The 18869-nt window shown below is 73.4% G+C and carries 16 protein-coding genes; 5 read left to right on the top strand and 11 right to left on the bottom strand.

All coding sequences use genetic code 11. The features are described 5' to 3' along the window. Positions 1 to 2 precede the first annotated feature (2 nt). From BJ993_RS16880 to BJ993_RS16850, 7 genes are all read right to left on the bottom strand, one after another. Entirely contained in the window at positions 3 to 731 is a 729-nt protein-coding gene (locus BJ993_RS16880) for a hypothetical protein (RefSeq protein WP_179650111.1), read from the bottom strand. A 2-nt stretch (positions 732 to 733) separates the two neighbouring features. Next, complete coding sequence (gene mfd, locus BJ993_RS16875) at positions 734 to 4258, bottom strand: transcription-repair coupling factor (RefSeq protein ID WP_179650109.1); 3525 nt, start codon at positions 4256 to 4258, stop codon at positions 734 to 736. Between the two features lie 118 nt (positions 4259 to 4376). Further along, the gene (locus tag BJ993_RS16870; protein WP_179650108.1) at positions 4377 to 5717 is read right to left on the bottom strand and encodes a serpin family protein; all 1341 of its coding nucleotides are present in this window, start codon (positions 5715 to 5717) and stop codon (positions 4377 to 4379) included. After that, a complete protein-coding gene (locus BJ993_RS16865; protein WP_179650106.1) occupies positions 5714 to 6256 on the bottom strand; it encodes a hypothetical protein in 543 nt (180 codons plus the stop codon). Before BJ993_RS16865 ends, BJ993_RS16870 begins: the two co-directional genes overlap by 4 nt. A 27-nt stretch (positions 6257 to 6283) precedes the next feature. Further along, a complete protein-coding gene (locus tag BJ993_RS16860) occupies positions 6284 to 6730 on the bottom strand; it encodes a DUF3817 domain-containing protein (protein WP_036548168.1) in 447 nt (148 codons plus the stop codon). Then, a complete protein-coding gene (locus tag BJ993_RS16855; RefSeq protein ID WP_308645605.1) occupies positions 6727 to 7548 on the bottom strand; it encodes a siderophore-interacting protein in 822 nt (273 codons plus the stop codon). The genes BJ993_RS16860 and BJ993_RS16855 overlap by 4 nt, the downstream gene beginning before the upstream one ends. A 48-nt stretch (positions 7549 to 7596) precedes the next feature. Beyond that, positions 7597 to 8370: an isoprenyl transferase gene (locus BJ993_RS16850; protein ID WP_242530543.1), complete on the bottom strand. Its 774-nt coding sequence runs from the start codon at positions 8368 to 8370 to the stop codon at positions 7597 to 7599. 148 nt (positions 8371 to 8518) lie between these two features. Here BJ993_RS16850 and BJ993_RS16845 point away from each other — a divergent pair, with 148 nt between their 5' ends. Both BJ993_RS16845 and trhA read left to right on the top strand, forming a co-directional pair. Next, the gene (locus tag BJ993_RS16845) at positions 8519 to 9490 is read left to right on the top strand and encodes an AIM24 family protein (protein ID WP_179650104.1); all 972 of its coding nucleotides are present in this window, start codon (positions 8519 to 8521) and stop codon (positions 9488 to 9490) included. A 111-nt stretch (positions 9491 to 9601) separates the two neighbouring features. Continuing rightward, on the top strand, positions 9602 to 10342 hold the full coding sequence (gene trhA, locus BJ993_RS16840; protein ID WP_036548164.1) for a PAQR family membrane homeostasis protein TrhA: 741 nt from the start codon (positions 9602 to 9604) through the stop codon (positions 10340 to 10342). Here trhA and BJ993_RS16835 read toward each other — a convergent pair. Continuing rightward, positions 10327 to 11496 carry a methyltransferase domain-containing protein gene (locus BJ993_RS16835; RefSeq protein WP_179650102.1) on the bottom strand — a complete coding sequence of 390 codons (1170 nt, stop codon included), beginning with the start codon at positions 11494 to 11496 and terminating at the stop codon, positions 10327 to 10329. The genes trhA and BJ993_RS16835 overlap by 16 nt on opposite strands. A 24-nt stretch (positions 11497 to 11520) precedes the next feature. Between BJ993_RS16835 and BJ993_RS16830 the strand changes: the two genes are divergently transcribed. Beyond that, positions 11521 to 12249, top strand: a complete 729-nt coding sequence (locus BJ993_RS16830) for a hypothetical protein (protein ID WP_179650100.1) — start codon at positions 11521 to 11523, stop codon at positions 12247 to 12249. 3 nt (positions 12250 to 12252) lie between these two features. On the opposite strand, the gene BJ993_RS16825 is transcribed toward BJ993_RS16830, so the two are convergent. Then, entirely contained in the window at positions 12253 to 13260 is a 1008-nt protein-coding gene (locus BJ993_RS16825; RefSeq protein WP_179650098.1) for a serine/threonine-protein kinase, read from the bottom strand. Positions 13261 to 13460: 200 nt separating this feature from the next. Between BJ993_RS16825 and BJ993_RS16820 the strand changes: the two genes are divergently transcribed. After that, positions 13461 to 15059 carry a serine/threonine-protein kinase gene (locus BJ993_RS16820; protein WP_179650096.1) on the top strand — a complete coding sequence of 533 codons (1599 nt, stop codon included), beginning with the start codon at positions 13461 to 13463 and terminating at the stop codon, positions 15057 to 15059. Positions 15060 to 15063: 4 nt separating this feature from the next. Here BJ993_RS16820 and BJ993_RS16815 read toward each other — a convergent pair whose 3' ends face one another. Further along, positions 15064 to 16470: an aminotransferase-like domain-containing protein gene (locus BJ993_RS16815; protein ID WP_179650094.1), complete on the bottom strand. Its 1407-nt coding sequence runs from the start codon at positions 16468 to 16470 to the stop codon at positions 15064 to 15066. Between BJ993_RS16815 and BJ993_RS16810 the strand changes: the two genes are divergently transcribed. Beyond that, the gene (locus BJ993_RS16810) at positions 16469 to 17404 is read left to right on the top strand and encodes a DMT family transporter (RefSeq protein ID WP_179650092.1); all 936 of its coding nucleotides are present in this window, start codon (positions 16469 to 16471) and stop codon (positions 17402 to 17404) included. The two genes, BJ993_RS16815 and BJ993_RS16810, sit on opposite strands and share 2 nt — an antisense overlap. Here BJ993_RS16810 and BJ993_RS16805 read toward each other — a convergent pair. Then, positions 17361 to 18851: an aldehyde dehydrogenase family protein gene (locus BJ993_RS16805; protein ID WP_179650091.1), complete on the bottom strand. Its 1491-nt coding sequence runs from the start codon at positions 18849 to 18851 to the stop codon at positions 17361 to 17363. The genes BJ993_RS16810 and BJ993_RS16805 overlap by 44 nt on opposite strands. Positions 18852 to 18869: the final 18 nt, after the last annotated feature.

Here is an 18869-nt window from a genome sequence, read left to right as displayed (position 1 = left end):
GCTCAGCCCACCGGCTGCGCCGGCGCCTCGACGGGCGCCCCGCACACCTCGGAGGCCGGCAGGGCGGACAGGCGCTCGGTGGCCTCGGCCTCGCTCGCGACCGGCTTGCCGAGCTGGTCGCCCTGCTTGGCCACGCCGCTCACGGCGACGGACAGGTCGTCGCCGAGGAAGGCGCCCTCCTTGGCGTCGCGCTCACCGAAGACCGGGTTGAGCTCGACCCCGTGCTCCTCGAGCCAGGCGTCGACGACCTCGTAGCCGGCAGCCTGGGCTCCCTCCGCCGTCGGCGTCTGCCCGGCATCGATCTGCGCCTGGGTCCCGATGGCCGCCAGCGGCTGGTCGAGGCGCTGCCCGATCCAGGTGAGCCACTCGAAGGACTCGAACTCGTCGTCCTCGCGGCTGACCCCCCAGCTCCGCTCGACGACGGCGCTCTCGACACCCGACGGGACATCGACGCCGTAGCGCGGCGCGAGCTCGTCGACCGCGACGGCCTGCGCCCAGTTCCAGGCCAGCTGGGAGCGCACGACGGCCTTCGCGTACGACGGCGCGCCCTCCTCGCCCGCCAGCAGCCCGCAGTAGTCCTCGACCGCGCTGTCGACCTTGTCCAGCTCCAGCGTCTGGCCGTCCACCTCCGCGGCGGCACCGGGCCGGGGGCCGTCGTCGGTGAGGCCGCAGCCGGCCGCCAGCAGCGCGGTCGCGGCGAGGGCGGTGACGAGGGAGGTACGACGGCGCACTACTACTCCTTGGGGTCGATGACCGAGTCGATGACGAGTCGGGCCCATTCAAGCAGGGCGACCCCCTCGATGGGCGTTCCCGTCTTCCCCGGGGTGCCGGGGCGGGGCACCAGGATCGACTCGAGCTGGTGCTTGACGATCGACTTCGGGTAGAGCCGGTTGAGCCGGATCGTGCGCGACTCGGGGAGCGTGACCGGGTGGAAGCGGATGTTCTTGCCGACCGTGGTCACCTCCTTGACCCCCGCGGCCCGCACCCGCGCCCGGAAGCGCGCGACGAGGAGCAGGGCCGTGACCTGCTCCGGCGGCTCGCCGTACCGGTCCTCGAGCTCGGCGACGATCTCGTCGACGTCGGCGTCGGCGCGGACCTCGGCCAGGCGCTTGTACATCTCGAGGCGGAGCCGCTCGCTGGGGATGTAGTCGTGCGGGAGGTGGGCCTCGACGGGCAGCTCGATGCGGACCTCCTCGAGCTGCTCGGGCGCACCCCCGTCGTCGCGGAAGTCGCGGACGGCCTCGCCGACGAGGCGGACGTAGAGGTCGAAGCCGACGTCGGCGATGTGGCCGGACTGCTCGCCGCCGAGCAGGTTGCCGGCACCGCGGATCTCGAGGTCCTTCATGGCGATCGCCATGCCGCCGCCGAGGTCGGAGTGCTGGGCCAGCGTCGCGAGGCGCTCGTGGGCGGTCTCGGTGAGCGGCTTCTCCGTCGGGTAGAGGAAGTAGGCGTAGGCCCGCTCCCGCGACCGGCCGACGCGGCCGCGCAGCTGGTGCAGCTGCGAGAGGCCGAGGGTGTCGGAGCGCTCGATGATCATCGTGTTGGCGTTGGACACGTCGATGCCGGACTCGACGATCGTCGTGCAGACCAGCACGTCGAAGCGCTTCTCCCAGAAGTCGAGCATGACCTGCTCGAGCTGGTGCTCGCCCATCTGGCCGTGGGCCGTCGCGACCCGCGCCTCCGGGACCAGCTCGCGGATCTTCGCGGCGGCCTTCTCGATCGAGCTGACCCGGTTGTGGATGTAGAAGACCTGGCCGTCGCGCAGCAGCTCGCGGCGTACGGCGGCGACGACCTGCCGGTCCTCGTAGCCGCCGACATAGGTGAGCACCGGGTGCCGCTCCTCCGGCGGCGTGGTGATCGTCGACATCTCGCGGATGCCGGTGATCGCCATCTCCAGGGTCCGCGGGATCGGCGTCGCACTCATCGACAGCACGTCGACCGACGTGCGCAGCCGCTTCATCGCCTCCTTGTGCTCGACACCGAAGCGCTGCTCCTCGTCGACGATGATCAGGCCGAGGTCCTTGAACTTCGTGTCGGCGTTGAAGAGCCGGTGGGTGCCCACCACGATGTCGACCGTGCCGTCGGCGAGGCCGGCCATGGTCTCGGCCGCCTCCTTGTCGGTCTGGAACCGGCTCAGCGGCTTGAGGATGACCGGGAAGCCGCTCATCCGCTCGCTGAAGGTGTCGAGGTGCTGGTTGACCAGCAGCGTCGTCGGCACCAGCACGGCGACCTGCTTGCCGTCCTGGACCGCCTTGAAGGCAGCCCGGACCGCGATCTCGGTCTTGCCGTAGCCGACGTCGCCGCAGACCAGGCGGTCCATCGGCACGGTGCGCTCCATGTCGCCCTTGACCTCGTCGACCGTGGTCAGCTGGTCGGGCGTCTCGTGGAACGGGAACGCGTCCTCGAGCTCGCGCTGCCAGGGCGTGTCGGGACCGAACGCGTGGCCCTGCGTGGCCTGCCGGGCGGCGTACAGCTTGATCAGCTCGGCGGCGATCTCGCGGACCGCCTTGCGCGCCCGGTTCTTCCGCTTCGTCCAGTCACCGCCGCCGAGCCGGTCGAGGCTGGGCTGCTCGCCGCCGACGTAGCGGGTGACCTGGTCGAGGGTGTCGGCCGGCACGAAGAGCCGGTCCGGCGGGCCGCCCCGCTTGGACGGGCCGTACTCGAGGACGAGGTACTCGCGCACCGCGCCCTGGACCTCGCGCTGCTTCATCTCCACGAACCGGCCGACGCCGTGCTGCTCGTGCACGACGTAGTCGCCGGCCTTGAGCTCGAGCGGGTCGATCTGGCGCTTGCGGCGCACCGGCATCGCGCCCTTGTCACGGGTGCTCGCCTTGGCTCCCACGACGTCCTCGCCGGTCAGCACGACCAGCTTGCGGGCCTCGTCGACGACGCCGTGGCCGAGCGCACCGCAGGTGATCGTGACGACCGCCGGGTCGAGGGTCGCGCCCGACGGCACCTCTTCGACGAGCCGGGCCGGGACGTCGACCTCCCCCAGCGCCTCGACCATGCGCTGCGCGGGGCCGTGGCCGGCGTGCACGACGACGACCTGGTGGCCCTCCGCGTGCCAGCGGGCGATGTCGGCGAAAGCCTTCGCCACGTCGCCGCGGTACGACGGCGCGGGCTGCGCGGCGGAATGGCCGGAACCGGCATCGTCCGCGTCGAGGCCGAACGGGCTGAACGTCCACCAGGCCTGGCCGCGCTCGCGCGCGTGGCTGCGCACGTCGCCGAGGGAGTGGTACGACGCCGCCTGCAGGTCGATCGGCGCCTGCCCGCCGCTCGCGGCGGTCGCCCACGAGGCCGCGAGGAACTCCTCGCTCGTGGCGACGAGGTCGTGGGCGCGGGCCCGGGCGCGCTCGGGGTCGAGCACCAGGACGCGGGTGTCGGCGGGCAGCAGGTCGACGAGCAGCTCGAGCTCGTCGACGAGCGCCGGGATCAGCGCCTCCATGCCCTCGACGGCGATGCCCTGGGCGAGCTTGTCGGTGATCTCGAGCAGCTGCGGGTGGGTGCGGCCGAGCTCGGCGGCGCGGGCACGGACCTCGTCGGTCAGCAGCAGCTCGCGGCACGGCGGCGCCCACAGGCGCTCGACCTTGGCGATGGTGCGCTGGTCGGCGACGGCGAAGGAGCGGATCTCGTCGACCTCGTCGCCGAAGAACTCCACGCGCAGCGGGTGCTCCTCGGTCGGCGGGAAGACGTCGACGATGCCGCCGCGGACCGCGAACTCGCCGCGCTTCTCGACCAGGTCGACGCGGGAGTACGCCGCCCCGACGAGACCGGCGACGACCTCGTCCAGCTCGGCGGTGGCGCCCGTCTCGAGCTCGACCGGCACGAGGTCGCCCAGTCCCTTGACCTGCGGCTGCAGCACGGAGCGGACCGGGGCGACGAGCACCTTCACGGGAGCGGCGCCGCTGCCGGGGGCGCCGGGGTGGCACAGCCGGCGCAGCACGGCGAGCCGGCGGCCGACGGTGTCGCTGCGGGGACTGAGCCGCTCGTGCGGCAGCGTCTCCCAGCTCGGGTAGTAGGCGACGCCCTCGGGGTCGAGCAGGTCGCCCAGCTCGGCGACGAGCTGCTCGGCCTCCCGCGTCGTGGCGGTCACGACCAGCACCGTGCCGGCGGTCCGGGCGAGGCCGGCGGCGAGAAAGGGCCGCAGCGCCTCCGGGCCGGTCAGCTCGCCCGTGGGCTGGGCGCCCTGCGCCTGGGCCAGGGCGGCGGCCAGCGCGGGGTCGGCGAGGACGGCGTCGGCGATGCCGGCGAGGTGCACTTCGGGCTCATTTCAGCAGGGACGGACAGCACGAGCGCCCCCGGTCGAGCGAGGACCGGGGGTGTGCCCCCAGCGTAGCGAGCGGCGCCGACAGCCCGGCCGTCGCGATCTTCCTCGACTACTCGGCGGTCGGGTCGGTGACCCGGCCGACGAAGAGCGGCGTGCCGTGCTCGGTGTCGTGGATGAGGAAGAGGAAGGGCCGGTCCGCCACCAGGACCTCCGCGACCGGCGCCGCGGTCTCGGCCATGACGACCGCCGTGGCCGCGCTCGCCTCGGTGCCCTCCTCGTCGACCGCGATGAAGCCCTGGTGGACCACGTCGGCGATCACCAGGTCGAGGTCCTCGTCGGTCATCGGGCTGAAGTCGGCGCCGTCGGCGAAGGCGGTCGGCATGCCCATTGTCCGGAGGGCCTCCTTCAACGGCGCCGCGGTGCGGAAGGACCAGCGCGGCAGGGTCAGGTCGATGGTGGCCGGGGCGGCGCTCGACGCCAGGACCGGTCCGTAGCCGCTCTTCGCCAGCGCGCCCTCGACGGCGGCGAGCTGCCCGTCGTCGGGGACCACGACGCTCATCGACAGCCCGCCTCCGGCGTACGGCAGGACGGCGGCGCGGAAGCCGTCGCCGGTCACCCACCCACCCTTGATGTCCGGACGGCGCATCAGGTCGGCGGCGACGGTCGAGCCGTCGAGCCGGTGGAAGTCGCCGGCAGCGGTGAGGGTCTTCTCGAAGGGCTGCTCCCACGGCGCCTTGAGGTAGATCGCGTTGACCAGGACGAGACGCGTCGACGGGTCGATGAGCCCCTCGGGCACGAGGTCGACGATCCGGTCGTGGGTCTGCTGCTCCACCCAGTCGTTGATCAGCGTGCGGGCGTCCTCGGGCGCGGTCTCGTAGTCGACGGCGCGCAGGCCGGCGCCGTACTCCTTGGCCAGCAGGTCGAGGAAGTCCGCCTCCCACCCGACGCCCTGCTGCCCGAAGAGCTGGTTGGCTGTGGCCAGCTCGATCGTCGCCTTCGAGCCGTCGGCACGCTTCCGCTCCCCCGCCAGCGCGCCGGTCCCGGACGTGACGGCGTTGAGGCCCTTGTGCCAGCGGTCGCCCAGGTCGCCCGTGTGCAGCACCTCGCCCATCTCGCGGGCCGTCCGACCGGCCGCGCCGACGAGGGTCATGCCGAGTGCGACCGCGACCGAGTACGGCGACAGCACGAGGTTGCCCGGCTCGGTGGCCAGCTCGCGGTAGAGGTCGCCGGCGAGCAGCCGCAGCCCGTCGACCACCGGCGCCAGCGCGGTGGTGTCGCCCGCGGCCCGCTTGACGTCCGATGAGACGAGCTCGATCCCGTCGGGGTCGGCGTCGGGCGCGGGCTGGAGGCCGGGCTCGTCGTCGGAGGAGCAGGCGGCGAGGCCGCCCACACCACCCGTGAGGGCGAGGGCGAGCAGGCCGAGGCGAAGGGTGTCGCGACGATCGATCATGCGGGTACGACGACAGGGGCGCCGCCGCGGTTCCGCGAGCCGCGCCTCCCGCGCCGCACCAGGAGCACGCCGGTCCCGGCGACCGCGAGCGAGCCGGGCACGAGGAGCGCGATCGTCACCATCCGGCCGGAGCTCCCCTCGGCGGTGAACACCCGTCCCTCGCCGGTCTGCACGGCCACCAGGTCGTGGTCGACCCACAGGGTCCGGACCGGCTTGCGGCCGCGGGCGAGGCGGCGCAGCGCGAGCTTCGCCTCGTCGGTGCCGCTGGCGACGTCGAAGGACGCGCCGATGTCGCGCCCGACGAACACGTAGCGCGGGATGTTGCCCTCGACGGCGACCGCGTCGAGCGATCCCTGCTCGACCCGGAGGCACCCGTCGGTGGCGCGGCCCCGGCAGGCCGGCTGCTCCTGCGCCCGGTGCCACCGGCTGACGGCCTCGGCCGTCAGCACCGACGACGCCACGACGGCCACGAGCCCACCGGCCACCAGCAGCAGCCCGACCAGCACGAGGGCGCGCTGGCGCAGGGACGGGCTGGTCATGCCCGGCAGTCTCTCAGGAGGTCGGCGTCAGGAGGTCGGGGGCCCGACCACGAGGGCGAGCCCCGTCAGGGCCGCGACGGCGACCAGGCCGACGGCCAGACCACGCAGCGGGTTGGTCAGCAGCCAGGCGACGAAGCGGTCGGGCACCGACGACCCGGCACCGGCGGGCAGGCGCCAGGCGTCGCCGAGCCAGCCCTTGCGGACCGCCCACCACTCCAGCGGCAGGGTCGCCAGCGGCGGCACCGCGGCGACCAGCGCGAGGAGCCCGCGTCCGGCCGACCAGCGACGGTCCACCCAGACCACGGCGGTCGTGACGACGTACGCGACGAAGACGACGCCGTGCAGCATCCCGAAGACCCGCACGCCCGTCTCGTTGTCGGCGGGGCCGTACTTCAGGAACATGCCGACGAGCAGGCCGGTCCAGGTGACCGCCTCCGCGATCGCGACGCTGCGGAACAGGCGGGTCGGGCTCATCGGGCGTCCTCCTCGGCCGCGAGCGCGGCCTTCCACTCACGGAACCTCTCCTCGGTCCGGCCCTGCTTCCAGTAGGCCGAGATCGAGACGTCGTCGCGCGGCACTCCGCGCTCGGAGACCAGGTAGGGCCGGATCTCCTTCATGACCGCCTGGCCCTCGCCGTGCACGAACGCGTGCACCCGGCCCTCGCGCCACGGCAGGGCGCGCACGGCGTCGGCCAGCGACGGGTGGGCGGGGTCGGTGCGGTGCAGCCAGGTCAGCTCGACCCCGGCGGGCGTCGCCACCTCCTGCTGGTACGACGCCGCGTCGACCTGCAGCACGACGTACCCCTGTGCGTCGGCGGGCAGCGCGGCCAGCGCCTGGCGGATGGCGGGGATCGCGGCCTCGTCACCGGCGAGCAGGTGCCAGTCGGCGGCCGGGTCGGGGGCGTAGGCGCCGCCCGGGCCGCGGACGTGGATGCTGTCGCCGGGCTGGGCGGCCGCCGCCCACGGGCCGGCGATGCCCTCGTCGCCGTGGACCACGAAGTCGATGGAGAGCGTGCCGGCGGCGACGTCGGGCGCGACCGCGGTGTAGGTCCGCAACGTGGGGCGCCCGCCGCGCTCGAGCTCCGCCACGTCGCCGAAGACCAGCTTGACGTAGCGGTCGGTCCAGGCGCTGCCCTCGAAGGCGGCGAGGTCGCCGGTGAAGTGGATCCGGACCATGCCCGGGCTCAGCTGCTCCTTGCGCTCGACGGTCAGCAGCGTGATCGGCTTCGCCGGCTTGGCCGACGGTTCGGGGCCGGACGGTTCGGGGCCAGGCGGTTCGGGGGTGGTGCTCACGGACGCTGACGCTACTCCTGTGACCCAGCGCACCCGGTGGCTGCGGGATCAGGCGCCGAAGCGGCGCTCGCGCTGGGCGTAGGCCCGGATCGCGCGGAGGAAGTCGACGCGGCGGAAGTCGGGCCAGTAGGCCTCGCAGAAGTAGAACTCCGACTTCGCGCTCTGCCAGAGCAGGAAGCCGCCGAGGCGCTGCTCCCCCGACGTGCGGATCACCAGGTCGGGGTCGGGCTGGCCCTTGGTGTAGAGGTGCTCCTCGATGTGCTCGATGTCGATCTGCTGGGCGAGCATCTCGAGCGGGGTGCCGAGCGCGGCGTGCTCGGTGAGCAGGGAGCGGACCGCGTCGGCGATCTCGCGGCGGCCGCCGTACGCGACGGCGACGTTGACGATCATCCCGTCGACGTCGGCCGTGGCCTCGGCCGCGGCCTTGAGCCGCTCGGCGGCCGCGACGGGCAGCAGGTCGAGGGCACCGACGGGGTGCAGTCGCCAGCGGCGCTGGTCGGCGAGCGAGTCGACCGCGTCGACGATGATCTCGAGGAGCGGCTCGAGCTCCTGGGCCGGGCGGTTGAGGTTGTCGGTCGAGAGCAGCCACAGGGTGACCACCTCGATGCCGATCTCGTCGCACCAGGTGAGCAGGGGCTCGATGTTGGCTGCGCCGGCGCGGTGGCCGTGCGCGGTGTCGCGGCCCACGGCCTTCGCCCAGCGCCGGTTGCCGTCGAGCATCACCCCGATGTGCTTGGGGAGGTCGCCGGGCATCCGGCGAAGCATGCGCGCCTCGTAGGCGGGGTAGAGCACCCGTCGCACGCCCCGCTTCCAGTCAGCCACATTTCCGATCGTAGGCCACATCAGCCACACACGGTGGTAGACCGGAGGCCGCACCCGGGACCTTCCCGGCCGACCACGGGGCTGACACGATGAGCACCACAGTGCGCAGCACCCGACGAGCAGCACAGACGAGAGAGGCACCACGACGATGACCGCAGCCGCTTGGCATCCGGACCCCACCGGCCGCCACGAGCTCCGCTACTGGGACGGCTCCCAGTGGACCGAACACGTCTCCGACAACGGGGTCCAGTCGACCTCGCCGGTCGACGGGGGCTCCGACGCCGGTGCCGCCGGCGGCGGGTCGGACCAGACCCAGGTCGCCGCGCACCACCAGCAGGCCCAGCCGCAGCAGCAGCCCGACCAGCAGTGGGGCCAGCAGCAGCCCGCACAGCAGCCGTGGGGCGGCCAGCAGCAGTACGGCGGCAACCAGCAGGTGCCCGCCGACGCCTTCGCCGGCATCACCGGTGAGCTCATCGACGGCCGCTTCAGCGAGGTCGACGGTGTCGGCGCGAGCCTGCAGAACAAGAAGCTCCTGCGGGTGCGCATCAACGAGCCGTTCATGGCCAAGCAGGGCGCGATGGTGGCCTACCAGGGCAACGTCAACTTCGCCTACCAGGGCGGCGGCGCCGCGAAGTTCCTCAAGAAGGCGCTGACCGGCGAGGGCCTCTCGCTGATGCGCGTCGAGGGTCAGGGCGACGTCTTCCTCGCCGACCTCGCGCACGAGGTCCACATCCTCAACCTCAACAACAGCGGCATCTCGGTCAACGGCAAGAACGTGCTCGCGTTCTCGTCGTCGCTGGAGTGGAACATCGAGCGGGTCAAGGGCGGCAGCATCGCGGCCGGCGGCCTGTTCAACACCACCCTGCGCGGCACCGGCTGGGTCGCGATCACCACCGAGGGCATGCCGGTCGTGCTCAACCCGGCCGAGGCGCCGACCTTCGCCGATGCCAACGCGCTCGTCGCGTGGTCGACGCACCTGCAGACGGGCATCCGCTCGACCTTCGGCGCGGGCGCGCTGATCGGTCGCGGCTCGGGTGAGGCCTTCCAGGTCTCCTTCCAGGGCCAGGGCTTCGTCATCGTGCAGCCCTCCGAGGGTCCGCCGGTTACGGCCACGGCCTGAGCCTCCACCGGTCGGCAACCTCCGATCGGTCAGTCGACGGCGGCCGGATGAGCGTGAGATCACGCCCGTCCGGCCGCCGTTGCGCATGGTCCCTGCGGGTACCCTCAAGCCATGAACCAGGCCCTCCACCAAGCGAACGAGATGGTGCGTTCCCGGCTGGACGACCTCGGGGAGCAGCTCAGCGAGAAGGTCGCCGAGATCAAGCCGAAGCTCCGCGGCTGGATCCACCTCGTGTCGACCCCGCTCGTGCTCGCCGCCGGCATCGTGCTCATCTGCCTCTCGCCCACCGCGACGACCAAGGTCGGCTCGGCGCTGTACGCCGGATCGGCGCTCCTCCTCTTCGGGACCTCCGCCCTCTACCACCGCGGCACGTGGTCACCGAAGGTCTGGCAGGTGCTCAACCGCTTCGACCACTCGAACATCTTCCTGTTCATCGCGGGGTCCTACACGCCCTTCGCGCTGATCCTGCTCGACGGGCTGCCGCGGGTCATCATGCTCTCCGTGGTGTGGAGCGGCGCCCTGCTCGGCATCGCGTTCAAGCTCTTCTGGCCGACGGCGCCGCGGTGGCTCTCGGCGCCGATCTACATCGCGCTCGGCTGGGCGGCGATCTTCTTCATCCCGGCCTTCTTCGACGGCGCCGTGGCGCTCGGCCTGGGCATCGGCATCGCGACCTTCGTGCTGATCATCGTCGGCGGCGCGCTCTACACGATGGGCGGCCTGGTCTACGGCTTCCAGTGGCCGAACCCGTCGCCGCGCGTCTTCGGCTTCCACGAGATCTTCCACGGCTTCACCATCGCCGCGTTCGCCGCGCACTACGTCGGCGTCTCGCTGGCGACCTACTCGCTGCGCTGAAGAAGGACCAGCACCTCGGCGTGCGGGGTCTGCGGGAACATGTCCAGCAGCCGTCCCCGCACCGGCGTGTACGACGCCAGGTCGGCCAGGTCGCGCGCCAGCGTCTCGGGGTTGCAGCTCGAGTAGAGCAGGTGCGGGACGCCGGAGTCCTCGATCCGCAGGGCGAGCTCGCTGCCGAGCCCGCGCCGCGGAGGGTTCACCACCACGAGGTCGGCGTCGCGCAGGAGGCCCGCGTGCTCGGGTGCGGTCGCGTCGCCGACCGAGAACCGGATGTCGCCGGGCAGGCCGGCCTCGTCGCGTGAGCGCTCGGCGCTGGCGATCGCGTCGGCGCTGATCTCGATGCCGGTGACCTGGCGGCCGGGCGCGGCGAGGTGCAGGGCGAAGCCGCCGACGCCGCAGTAGAGGTCGAGCACCCGCCGCGGGGCGAGGTCCGCGGTCCACGCCACCGCCTCGCGGTAGAGGGCGGCAGCGACGTCGGTGTTGGTCTGGAAGAAGCTGCGCGGACGCAGGTGGAGCGTGATCCCCGCGTCACCGGGCAGCCGCATCGGCAGCGTGTCGGCCTCGGTGAGCACCACCTCCCGCTCGCCCTCGAGCACCGCCCGGTGGTCGGGTTGGACGTTGACCGTCAGCACCCGCACGGCCGGCAGCCGCTCCCGGAGCCAGGGCAGGTGCTTGCGCACCCGTGCCTCCACCGCGGTCGAGCGGAGCACGAGGCGGACCATCAGCTCGCCGTCCGGCGACTCGGTGACGAGCACGTGCTTGAGCTCGCCGCGCTGGCTCACCGGCAGGTCGGAGGAGACGTCGTAGGGGGTGAGCCCGGCACGGGTGACCAGCTCCGCCAGGAGCGGCAGCGCGGCGACGATCCCTGGCGTGTGGAGCGCGCAGTCGCGCAGGTCCACGCCACCTCCCCGCGGGTCGAGGATCCCGAGCGTCGGGGCATCAGCGGTCCCCGCCACGACCATCTTGGCCTTGTTGCGGAAGCCCTCGGGACGGCTGGCGACCGGCGGCTCCCACACCAGCCCCGGCGCGTCGACCAGCGCCCGGGTCGCGGCGAGCTTGGCGGCCAGCTGGTCGTCGTACACACGTCCGAGCCAGGCGCAGGACCGGCACTCCCCCGCCGTGAAGTGGGCGCAGTCGAGCACGGCGAGGGACATGGCCTTCATCGTAGGCTGCGGCCCGTGGCGTACTCCTTCGAGAAGGTGCAGGCGGACCCGGTGCTCGCCACCGTGCGTCGCCTCGAGCAGCGGATCGAGGCACGCTTCCCCGGCCGTGGGCTGCACCGGCTGGTCGGCGAGCTCGGCCGGCTGGTCGACGAGGTCGCCACGTCGACGGCGAGCGTGCGGGACCGGCGGTCGTGGCTGCGCCCGGTGGCCAAGGCCGGGATCCTCGCGGTGGTGGTCCTCACCGTGGCCCTGCTCGGGCTGGCGGTGCGCGCGGCACTGGTCGACGCCCCCGCCGACGGGCTCGAGTGGGTGCCGCTGCTGGAGAGCGGCGTCAACGACCTGGTCTTCGCCGCGATCGCGATCTGGTTCCTCCACTCGGTGCCCGAGCGACTGCAGCGCCAACGCCTGCTCGACCTGCTGCACCGGCTCCGCTCGCTGGCCCACATCATCGACATGCACCAGCTGACCAAGGACCCCGAGCGGCTGCGGGCGTCCTTCCGTCCCACGTCCGCGAGCGTCGAGATCGACCTGACGCCCGAGCAGCTCGAGCACTATCTCGACTACTGCTCGGAGCTGCTCAGCCTGGTCGGCAAGGCAGCGGCACTGTGCGCCGAGGAGTCGCGAGACGCGCTCGTGCTCGACACGGTGAGCACCGTCGAGACGCTGACCGTCTCACTCGAGCGGAAGGTCTGGCAGAAGATCACCGTGCTCGACGCCGACCGGCGGGCCCGGCCGGCCGAGTAGGCGTCAACGGAGCAGCACGACCACGACGCCGAGCGCGACGCCGAGGAGGACGCCCAGGAGGACACCCAGCAGGACGCTCGCCGGCGGCCCCGCTGTTCGTCCCCGGCGTGGAGCCGGGGGCGGCCGGTAGACGGGCACGTCCACCCAACCGGGATCCGCGGAGGAGGCGAGGACGGTGTCCGGGGCCGCCGACTGCACCGTCACGGGTCCAGCCGGGACCGGCGGTGCGTCGCCGAAGCCACTGCCGAGCACGGGCGTCCACGCCCCCGGCGGCAGGCTCCGCAGGGCAGCGACCAGCTCACCCGGTGCGACGCGGTCGGCCGGGTCCAGCGCCAGCGCGCGTTCCCAGAGCTCCTCCCCCACCCCCGCCCGCTGGCCGGGAAGCGGGATCGTGCCGCGCAGGAGGCGGAAGGCGACGACGCCGAACGAGTACCAGTCGATGCGCGGTGTCTCGTGGTCCGGGTCGATCATCTGCTCGGGGGCGCCGTACCCCGGCGTGTACGCCGCCATGCCCGCCTCCGTCCGGAATGCCTCGGTGTCGCGGCTGAGCCGGGCCAGCCCGAAGTCCGCGATCTTGGCCCGCAGCTCGACGCCGGCCCCGGACACGAGGATGTTGGCGGGCTTGAGGTCACGGTGCACGATCCCGACCGCGTGGGCCGCCTCCAGTCCGGAGGCGACCTGGGCGAGCACCTCCAGCCGCTCGGCGACGGTGAACCGCGGGTCGTTGAGCCGGCCCGTGAGGTCACCGCCGTCGACGTACTCCATGAGCAGGGCGACGTCCGCGCCGACCTGCACCGCCTCGTAGACGTGGATGACCGACGGGTGCCGCATCCGGGCGAGGGCCTGCCCCTCACGCATCATCCGCGCCACGGAGTCCTGCACGTGCCCGCCGCCGTGGACCAGCTTGACCGCCACGTCCCGACCCAGGTTGGGGTCCCGGGCGAGGACCACCTCGCCGAAGCCGCCGACGCCGAGGACGCGGACCAGCTCCAGGCCCCGTGGCAGGTGCATGGCGCCGATTCAACCAGCGCGCAGGCGGGCGCGAGGCCGAACCACCGGGTCCGTCCGGGGAAGGTAAAGAAATGGGCAATGGCGGCGTCCGGGGCCGAGCAGGAGAGAACACTGGTCGTCGCAGCCGCTCCGTCGGACGGCGCACCTCTCGGGACCGGATCCGGACGTGGGGGGCCGAGATGGCGGACGCAGGACCTGCCGTGGTGGGCGGATACGAGCTCGTGGGCCGGGTCGGGACCGGCTCGACGGCGACGGTGTGGAAGGCACGTGACCCCGGCCTGGGCCGCGACGTGGCGCTGAAGCAGGTCCCGGCAGCAGCCGTCGAGGGCCTGCGCGCCGAGGCGGCCCGGCTCGCCCAGCTCGACGACCCGCACGTGGTCCAGGTCTTCGGCTTCGTCGAGGAGGCGGGCGCGGCGTACCTCGTGGTCGAGTGGATCGACGGCGCCACCCTGGCCGAGGTCCTCGCCGCGGGTGGCCGGTTGTCGGTCCCCCAGGCCCTCGGCGTGGTCCGGGGCGCCCTGCTCGGCCTCGCCCACGCCCACGCACGAGGGATCGTGCACGGCGACGTGTCGGCGTCCAACGTGCTGGTCGACGTCGCGGGGACCTCCCGCCTGATCGACTTCGGGGTCGGCGGCTCGACGCCCGCCTACCGCGCCCCCGAGGCGGCGCGGGGCGAGACGTTGTCGCCGGCGGCCGACGTCTACGCGGCAGCGGCGGTCCTGGTCCACCTGCTGACCGGGCAGCTGGACCCCGGAGCCGCCCCCGCGGTCGACCGCACGGACAGCGGACTGCGGCCGGTGCTGGCCACCGCCCTGGCACCGGAGCCGGAGGCGCGCTACCCCGACGCGGCAGCCTTCCTCGCCGCGCTGGAGGAGGCAGCCGAGCGGACGTACGGCCCGGCCTGGTGGACCACCGCGGGCGTCGGTGGGATGGTCGCGCCCGTCGTCGCGGCCGTGGCACCCCTCGGCGGTGGCGCCGCCGGCGGGATCACCGCCGCGACGGTGCTCAGCCCGGTCGCCCCCGGCCTGGCCTCGGGCCTCGGAGCGGCTGCGGTCACGACCAGCCGGCGTGCGCCGACGAAGCTCCTCGCCGGGGTGGGCGCGCTGGTGCTGCTGGGCGCCGCGGGCGCGACCGCGATCGCCGTGACGAACGGCGACGACGAGAAGTCGGCGGGCGGCGCAGGCTCCTCGCCGACCAAGGAGGCGTTCGACCCGGTCGTCGACGCCGTGCCGAGCGGGGAGTACACCTTCCGGGCCGTCGTCACCAAGACCGACGACAAGACCTGGCTGAAGGTGGGCGACGAGATCACGCGCATCTGGACCCTCACCCCCAGGTGCGACGAGGACGCCTGCACGGGGTCCATCACCAGCACCAGTGGCTCGGAGTTCGAGTCGGCCTGGGACGGAGCCACGCTGCAGCAGCGGACGCCCGCGGGCGACTCGACCTGGGTGGGCGACTGCCAGGATGACGACGGGACGAAGACCGGCAAGGTGACCGTCCGCCAGCAGCAGACGCCCCGCGACGTCACCCTCACACCGACCGGCCCGGTCGACGAGGACAGCGGCCTCCCGGCCGAGCTCACCGGTTCGTACCAGTTCTCCGAGACCATCATCAAGTACGCCGCGATCAGCGGACCGTCACGCCCGCGCGACTGTCCGTGGGAGGGCAACCAGAAGGTCACGCACACGGCGACCTACGAGGTGACCCTCACCCGGGGCGCCGACCCCGAGGTCGTGAAGTCCGAGGAGGAGCGGGTGCAGCAGGAGAAGAAGCAGGCCGAGCAGCAGGAGACGCCCTGACCGGTCACCCGACCGCCAGCACCTCCCCGATGACCCGCGCCGCCTCCGGGTAACGCGCCGGCTCCGGCCCCGTGAAGGTCAGCCGGAGGAAGGGCCCCGAGGGCTCCGCCGGGAACCACTCGTCGCCGCCGGACACCCACACGCCCCGCGCCGCGCAGTCGCGGACCAGGCGTGGCACGTCGGTGCCGGCGGGCAGGCGCGCCCACAGGTGCAGCCCGCCCGGCGGTACGACGTCCAGCTCCAACCCCGGTGCGTGCGCCCGGACGCTCTCCACGAGCAGGTCGCGCCGCTCCCGCAGCTGGACCCGGAGCCGGCGCAGGTGGCTGCGCCAGCCGGGGTCGCTGACCACCTCGACGGCCGCCTGCTGGAGCAGCCCGCTGACGTACATCGACTCCGCCGCGCGGTCTCCGAGGATCCGGTCGCGCGCGGGGCCGCGGGCGACGACCGCCGCGACGCGCACGGCCGGCGAGACGCTCTTGGTGAGCGAGCGGAGGTAGACGACGTGCCCGGCGTCGTCGCGAGCGGCGACCGGGCGGGGACCGCTGTCGATGCCGAAGTCGTGCGCCCAGTCGTCGTCGACGAGGAAGGCCCCGTGCTGGCGGACCACCTCGAGCAGCTGGTCCGCGCGCTCGACGCTCCACTGCACTCCGGTCGGGTTGGCGAAGTTGGCCTGGGCGTAGAACGCCCTCGCCCCCGTCTCGCGGAAGGCACGGTCGAGGTCCTCCGGGTTCGGCCCGTCGGGACCGGTCGGCACCGGCACCGGTACGACGCCCGCCTGCTGTGCCGCCTGGATCGCTCCCCAGTAGGTGGGTGACTCCACGAGCAGCGGCTGGCCGGGGGCGACGAGCGCCCGGAAGATCGACGAGAGCGCGCTCTGGCTCCCCGGCGCCACCACGACGTCGGCCGCGGTCACCGCGCCGAGGTGCGCCGGCGTGGCGTCGGCGAGCTCGGCCGCGAACCATGCGCGGAGCTCCTGCAGGCCCGCCGACGGTGGGCGGTCGGTCGCCGCCGAGCTCCGCGCGGCCCGGCCCAGCGCGGCGCGGACCAGCCGCTCCGGGAGCAGCTCCGCGGGCGGGTAGCCGGCGTGCAGCGCGAGCGCGTCGGGCGGGGCGACCTGGAGCGGCCCGGCCACGCCGGTGAGCCGCGCGCGGGGCGCGCGCAGGGCGGCCGTCTGCCAGCCGAAGTCGGCTCCCCGGCTGGGCCGGACAGCCCGCACGAACGAGCCCACGCCCGGCCGCGACTCGACCAGCCCCTCGGCCACCAGGCGGCGCAGCGCCTTCTGCACCGTGACCGGGCTGGCGGCGTACTCGGTGACGAGGGTGCGGCTCGACGGCAGCTGGGCGCCGGCGGGCGCCTCGCGGATCCAGCTCCGCAGTGCGACCGCGATCCGATCACTGCTATCGTTGCTCATGTCAGTACAGAGTAGCGCTATCGTCCCGCGACGGCACCTGCTATCCGCCGTCCCGGCCGGTCTCGGCTGGGGCGTCCTCGGCGTCGCGGCCTTCTCCTTCACGGTCCCCCTGACCCGGGTCGCCGTCGCCGACCTGTCGCCGCTCTTCATCGGAGCCGGTCGGGCGGTCGTGGCCGCGACCCTCGCCGCGGTCGCACTCACGGTGACCCGGCAGGCGCTCCCCCGCAGGTCGCAGTGGCTGCGCCTCGCGGTCGTCGCCGGTGGCGTGGTCGCGGGCTTCCCGCTGCTGACGACGTACGCGCTGACCGAGGTGCCGGCCAGCCACGGTGCGGTCGTGATCGCGCTGCTGCCCGCCGCCACGGCGGTGCTGGCGGTGCTGCGCACGGGCGAGCGCCCGGTGCGCGCGTTCTGGATCCTCTCGGCCTGCGGCGCGGCCGCCGCCGTCGGCTTCGCGGTCGCCCAGGGCGGCGGGATCAGCGGGGTGCACCGGGCGGACCTGCTGCTCTTCGCGGCCGTCCTCGTCTGCGCGATGGGGTACGCCGAGGGCGGGCTGCTGACCCGCGAGCTGGGCTCGTGGCAGACCATCTCGTGGGCCCTGGTCGTGGCTGCGCCCGTGATGGCGACCCTCACCGCCGTCAGCGTCGTCCGGCAGCCGCCGTCGGCGCCGCCCGCGGCGTGGGCGTGCTTCGCCTATCTCGCCTGCGTGAGCATGTACCTCGGCTTCTTCGCGTGGTACCGCGGGCTCGCGATCGGCCCGATGGCGCAGGTCAGCCAGGTCCAGCTGGTCCAGCCCGTGCTGACGATCAGCTGGGCGGCGCTGCTGCTGGGCGAGCAGATCACCCTGCTGACCGCCGCCGGCGGCTTCGCGGTGATCGTGCTCGCCGGAGCCGCTACTTCTTCCCGCGGCCGTAGAGGCCCCGCACGACCTTCGTGAGCTGCTGCTCCTCCTTCGCCGTACGACGGAAGGTGGTCAGCGCGATGGCCGGCTTGAAGCGCTGCCGCGCGATCGCGTGCGGGTAGGTGAACTCGCGCAGGCCGTCGGGCCCGTGGATCCGGCCGAAGCCGGAGTCGCCGACGCCGCCGAAGGGCAGGGTCGGGATCCCGGCGAAGGAGATCACGCCGTTGATCGCGGTCATGCCGGCGCGCAGGCGCTCGGCGATCGCCATGCCCTGGTCCTTCGAGAACACCGTCGAGCCGAGCGCGTACCGGGTGCCGTTGGCGCGCTCGATCGCCTCGTCCATGTCGCGCACGCGGGTGACCGTGACGGTCGGACCGAAGGTCTCCTCCTGGATGGCCGCCGAGTCCTCCGGTACGTCGACCAGCACGGTCGGCTGCACGAAGCGGGCGCCCTCGGGGACGGGCCCGCCGACCAGGGCGCGGCCGCCGCGGGCCAGCGCGTCGTCGATGTGCCGGCGGATGATGTCCACCTGCGAGGGCATCGTGATCGGGCCGACCTGGCCGCCGGGCTCGGCCTTGAGCTTCCGCGCCTCGGCGACCAGCTTGTCGAGGAACTCGTCGTACACGCGGTCGTGGACGTAGACCCGCTCCACGCCGGCGCAGGTCTGGCCCGCGTTGGCGGCCGCGCCCCACAGGGTGGCCTCGGCGGCCTCGTCGAGGTCGGCGTCGTCGGCGACGATCAGCGCGTCCTTGCCGCCCGCCTCGATGACGACCGGGGTCAGGGTCTCGGCGCAGGCGGCCATCACCCGCTTGCCCGTCGCGGTCGAGCCGGTGAAGGCCACCTTGTCGACGCCGGCCGTGGTGAGCGCGGCGCCCGTCTCGCCGTACCCGGTGACGACCTGGAAGACCGGACGGCCGACGGCCTCGCGGAAGGTGTCCGCGAGCCAGACGCCGACGCCGGGGGTGTACTCCGACGGCTTGAAGACGACCGTGTTGCCGGCCGCGAGGGCGTAGGCGATCGAGCCCATCGGCGTGAAGACGGGGTAGTTCCACGGACCGATCACGCCGACGACGCCGAGCGGGCGGTACTCCACGCTGGCGGCCTGGTTGACCATCAGCAGGCCCGGGGACACGCTGCGTCGCTTGAGGACCTTCTCGGCGTGGCTGGCGGCCCAGGCCAGGTGGTCGATCGCCAGCGCGGTCTCGAGGAGGGCGTCACCCTGCGGCTTGCCGGTCTCGCGGGCCATCAGCGAGGCGAGCTCGTCCATGCGGCGGGCGATCACCTTGCGCCACTTCACGAGCGCCTTCTTGCGACCCTCGAAGCCGAGCGCCTGCCAGCGCTCGGCCTCCTTGCGGGCGGTCACGACGACGGCCTGCACGTGGGCGGCGTCGTGGATCGGGTGGGTGCCGACGACCTCGCCGGTGCCGGGGTTGAGCGAGGTGAAGGTCTGCGCGGCGGCCGGGACGGCTTCGGTGCTGGTCACCCCACGAACGTACTTGCC

The organism is Nocardioides aromaticivorans (genome assembly GCF_013408525.1).
GTDB classification, from domain to species: Bacteria; Actinomycetota; Actinomycetes; order Propionibacteriales; family Nocardioidaceae; genus Nocardioides; species Nocardioides aromaticivorans.
This window is presented reverse-complemented; position numbering and strand designations above follow the sequence as displayed.

What these genes read in the sequence shown, in the direction of transcription:
- BJ993_RS16825 (WP_179650098.1), bottom strand. Translation starts at nt 13,260, where the DNA reads ATGCACCTGCCACGGGGCCTGGAGCTGGTCCGCGTCCTCGGCGTCGGC.
- BJ993_RS16845 (WP_179650104.1), top strand. Translation starts at nt 8,519, where the DNA reads ATGACCGCAGCCGCTTGGCATCCGGACCCCACCGGCCGCCACGAGCTC.
- BJ993_RS16835 (WP_179650102.1), bottom strand. Translation starts at nt 11,496, where the DNA reads ATGTCCCTCGCCGTGCTCGACTGCGCCCACTTCACGGCGGGGGAGTGC.
- BJ993_RS16815 (WP_179650094.1), bottom strand. Translation starts at nt 16,470, where the DNA reads ATGAGCAACGATAGCAGTGATCGGATCGCGGTCGCACTGCGGAGCTGG.
- BJ993_RS16810 (WP_179650092.1), top strand. Translation starts at nt 16,469, where the DNA reads ATGTCAGTACAGAGTAGCGCTATCGTCCCGCGACGGCACCTGCTATCC.
- trhA (WP_036548164.1), top strand. Translation starts at nt 9,602, where the DNA reads ATGAACCAGGCCCTCCACCAAGCGAACGAGATGGTGCGTTCCCGGCTG.
- BJ993_RS16865 (WP_179650106.1), bottom strand. Translation starts at nt 6,256, where the DNA reads ATGACCAGCCCGTCCCTGCGCCAGCGCGCCCTCGTGCTGGTCGGGCTG.
- BJ993_RS16860 (WP_036548168.1), bottom strand. Translation starts at nt 6,730, where the DNA reads ATGAGCCCGACCCGCCTGTTCCGCAGCGTCGCGATCGCGGAGGCGGTC.
- BJ993_RS16870 (WP_179650108.1), bottom strand. Translation starts at nt 5,717, where the DNA reads ATGATCGATCGTCGCGACACCCTTCGCCTCGGCCTGCTCGCCCTCGCC.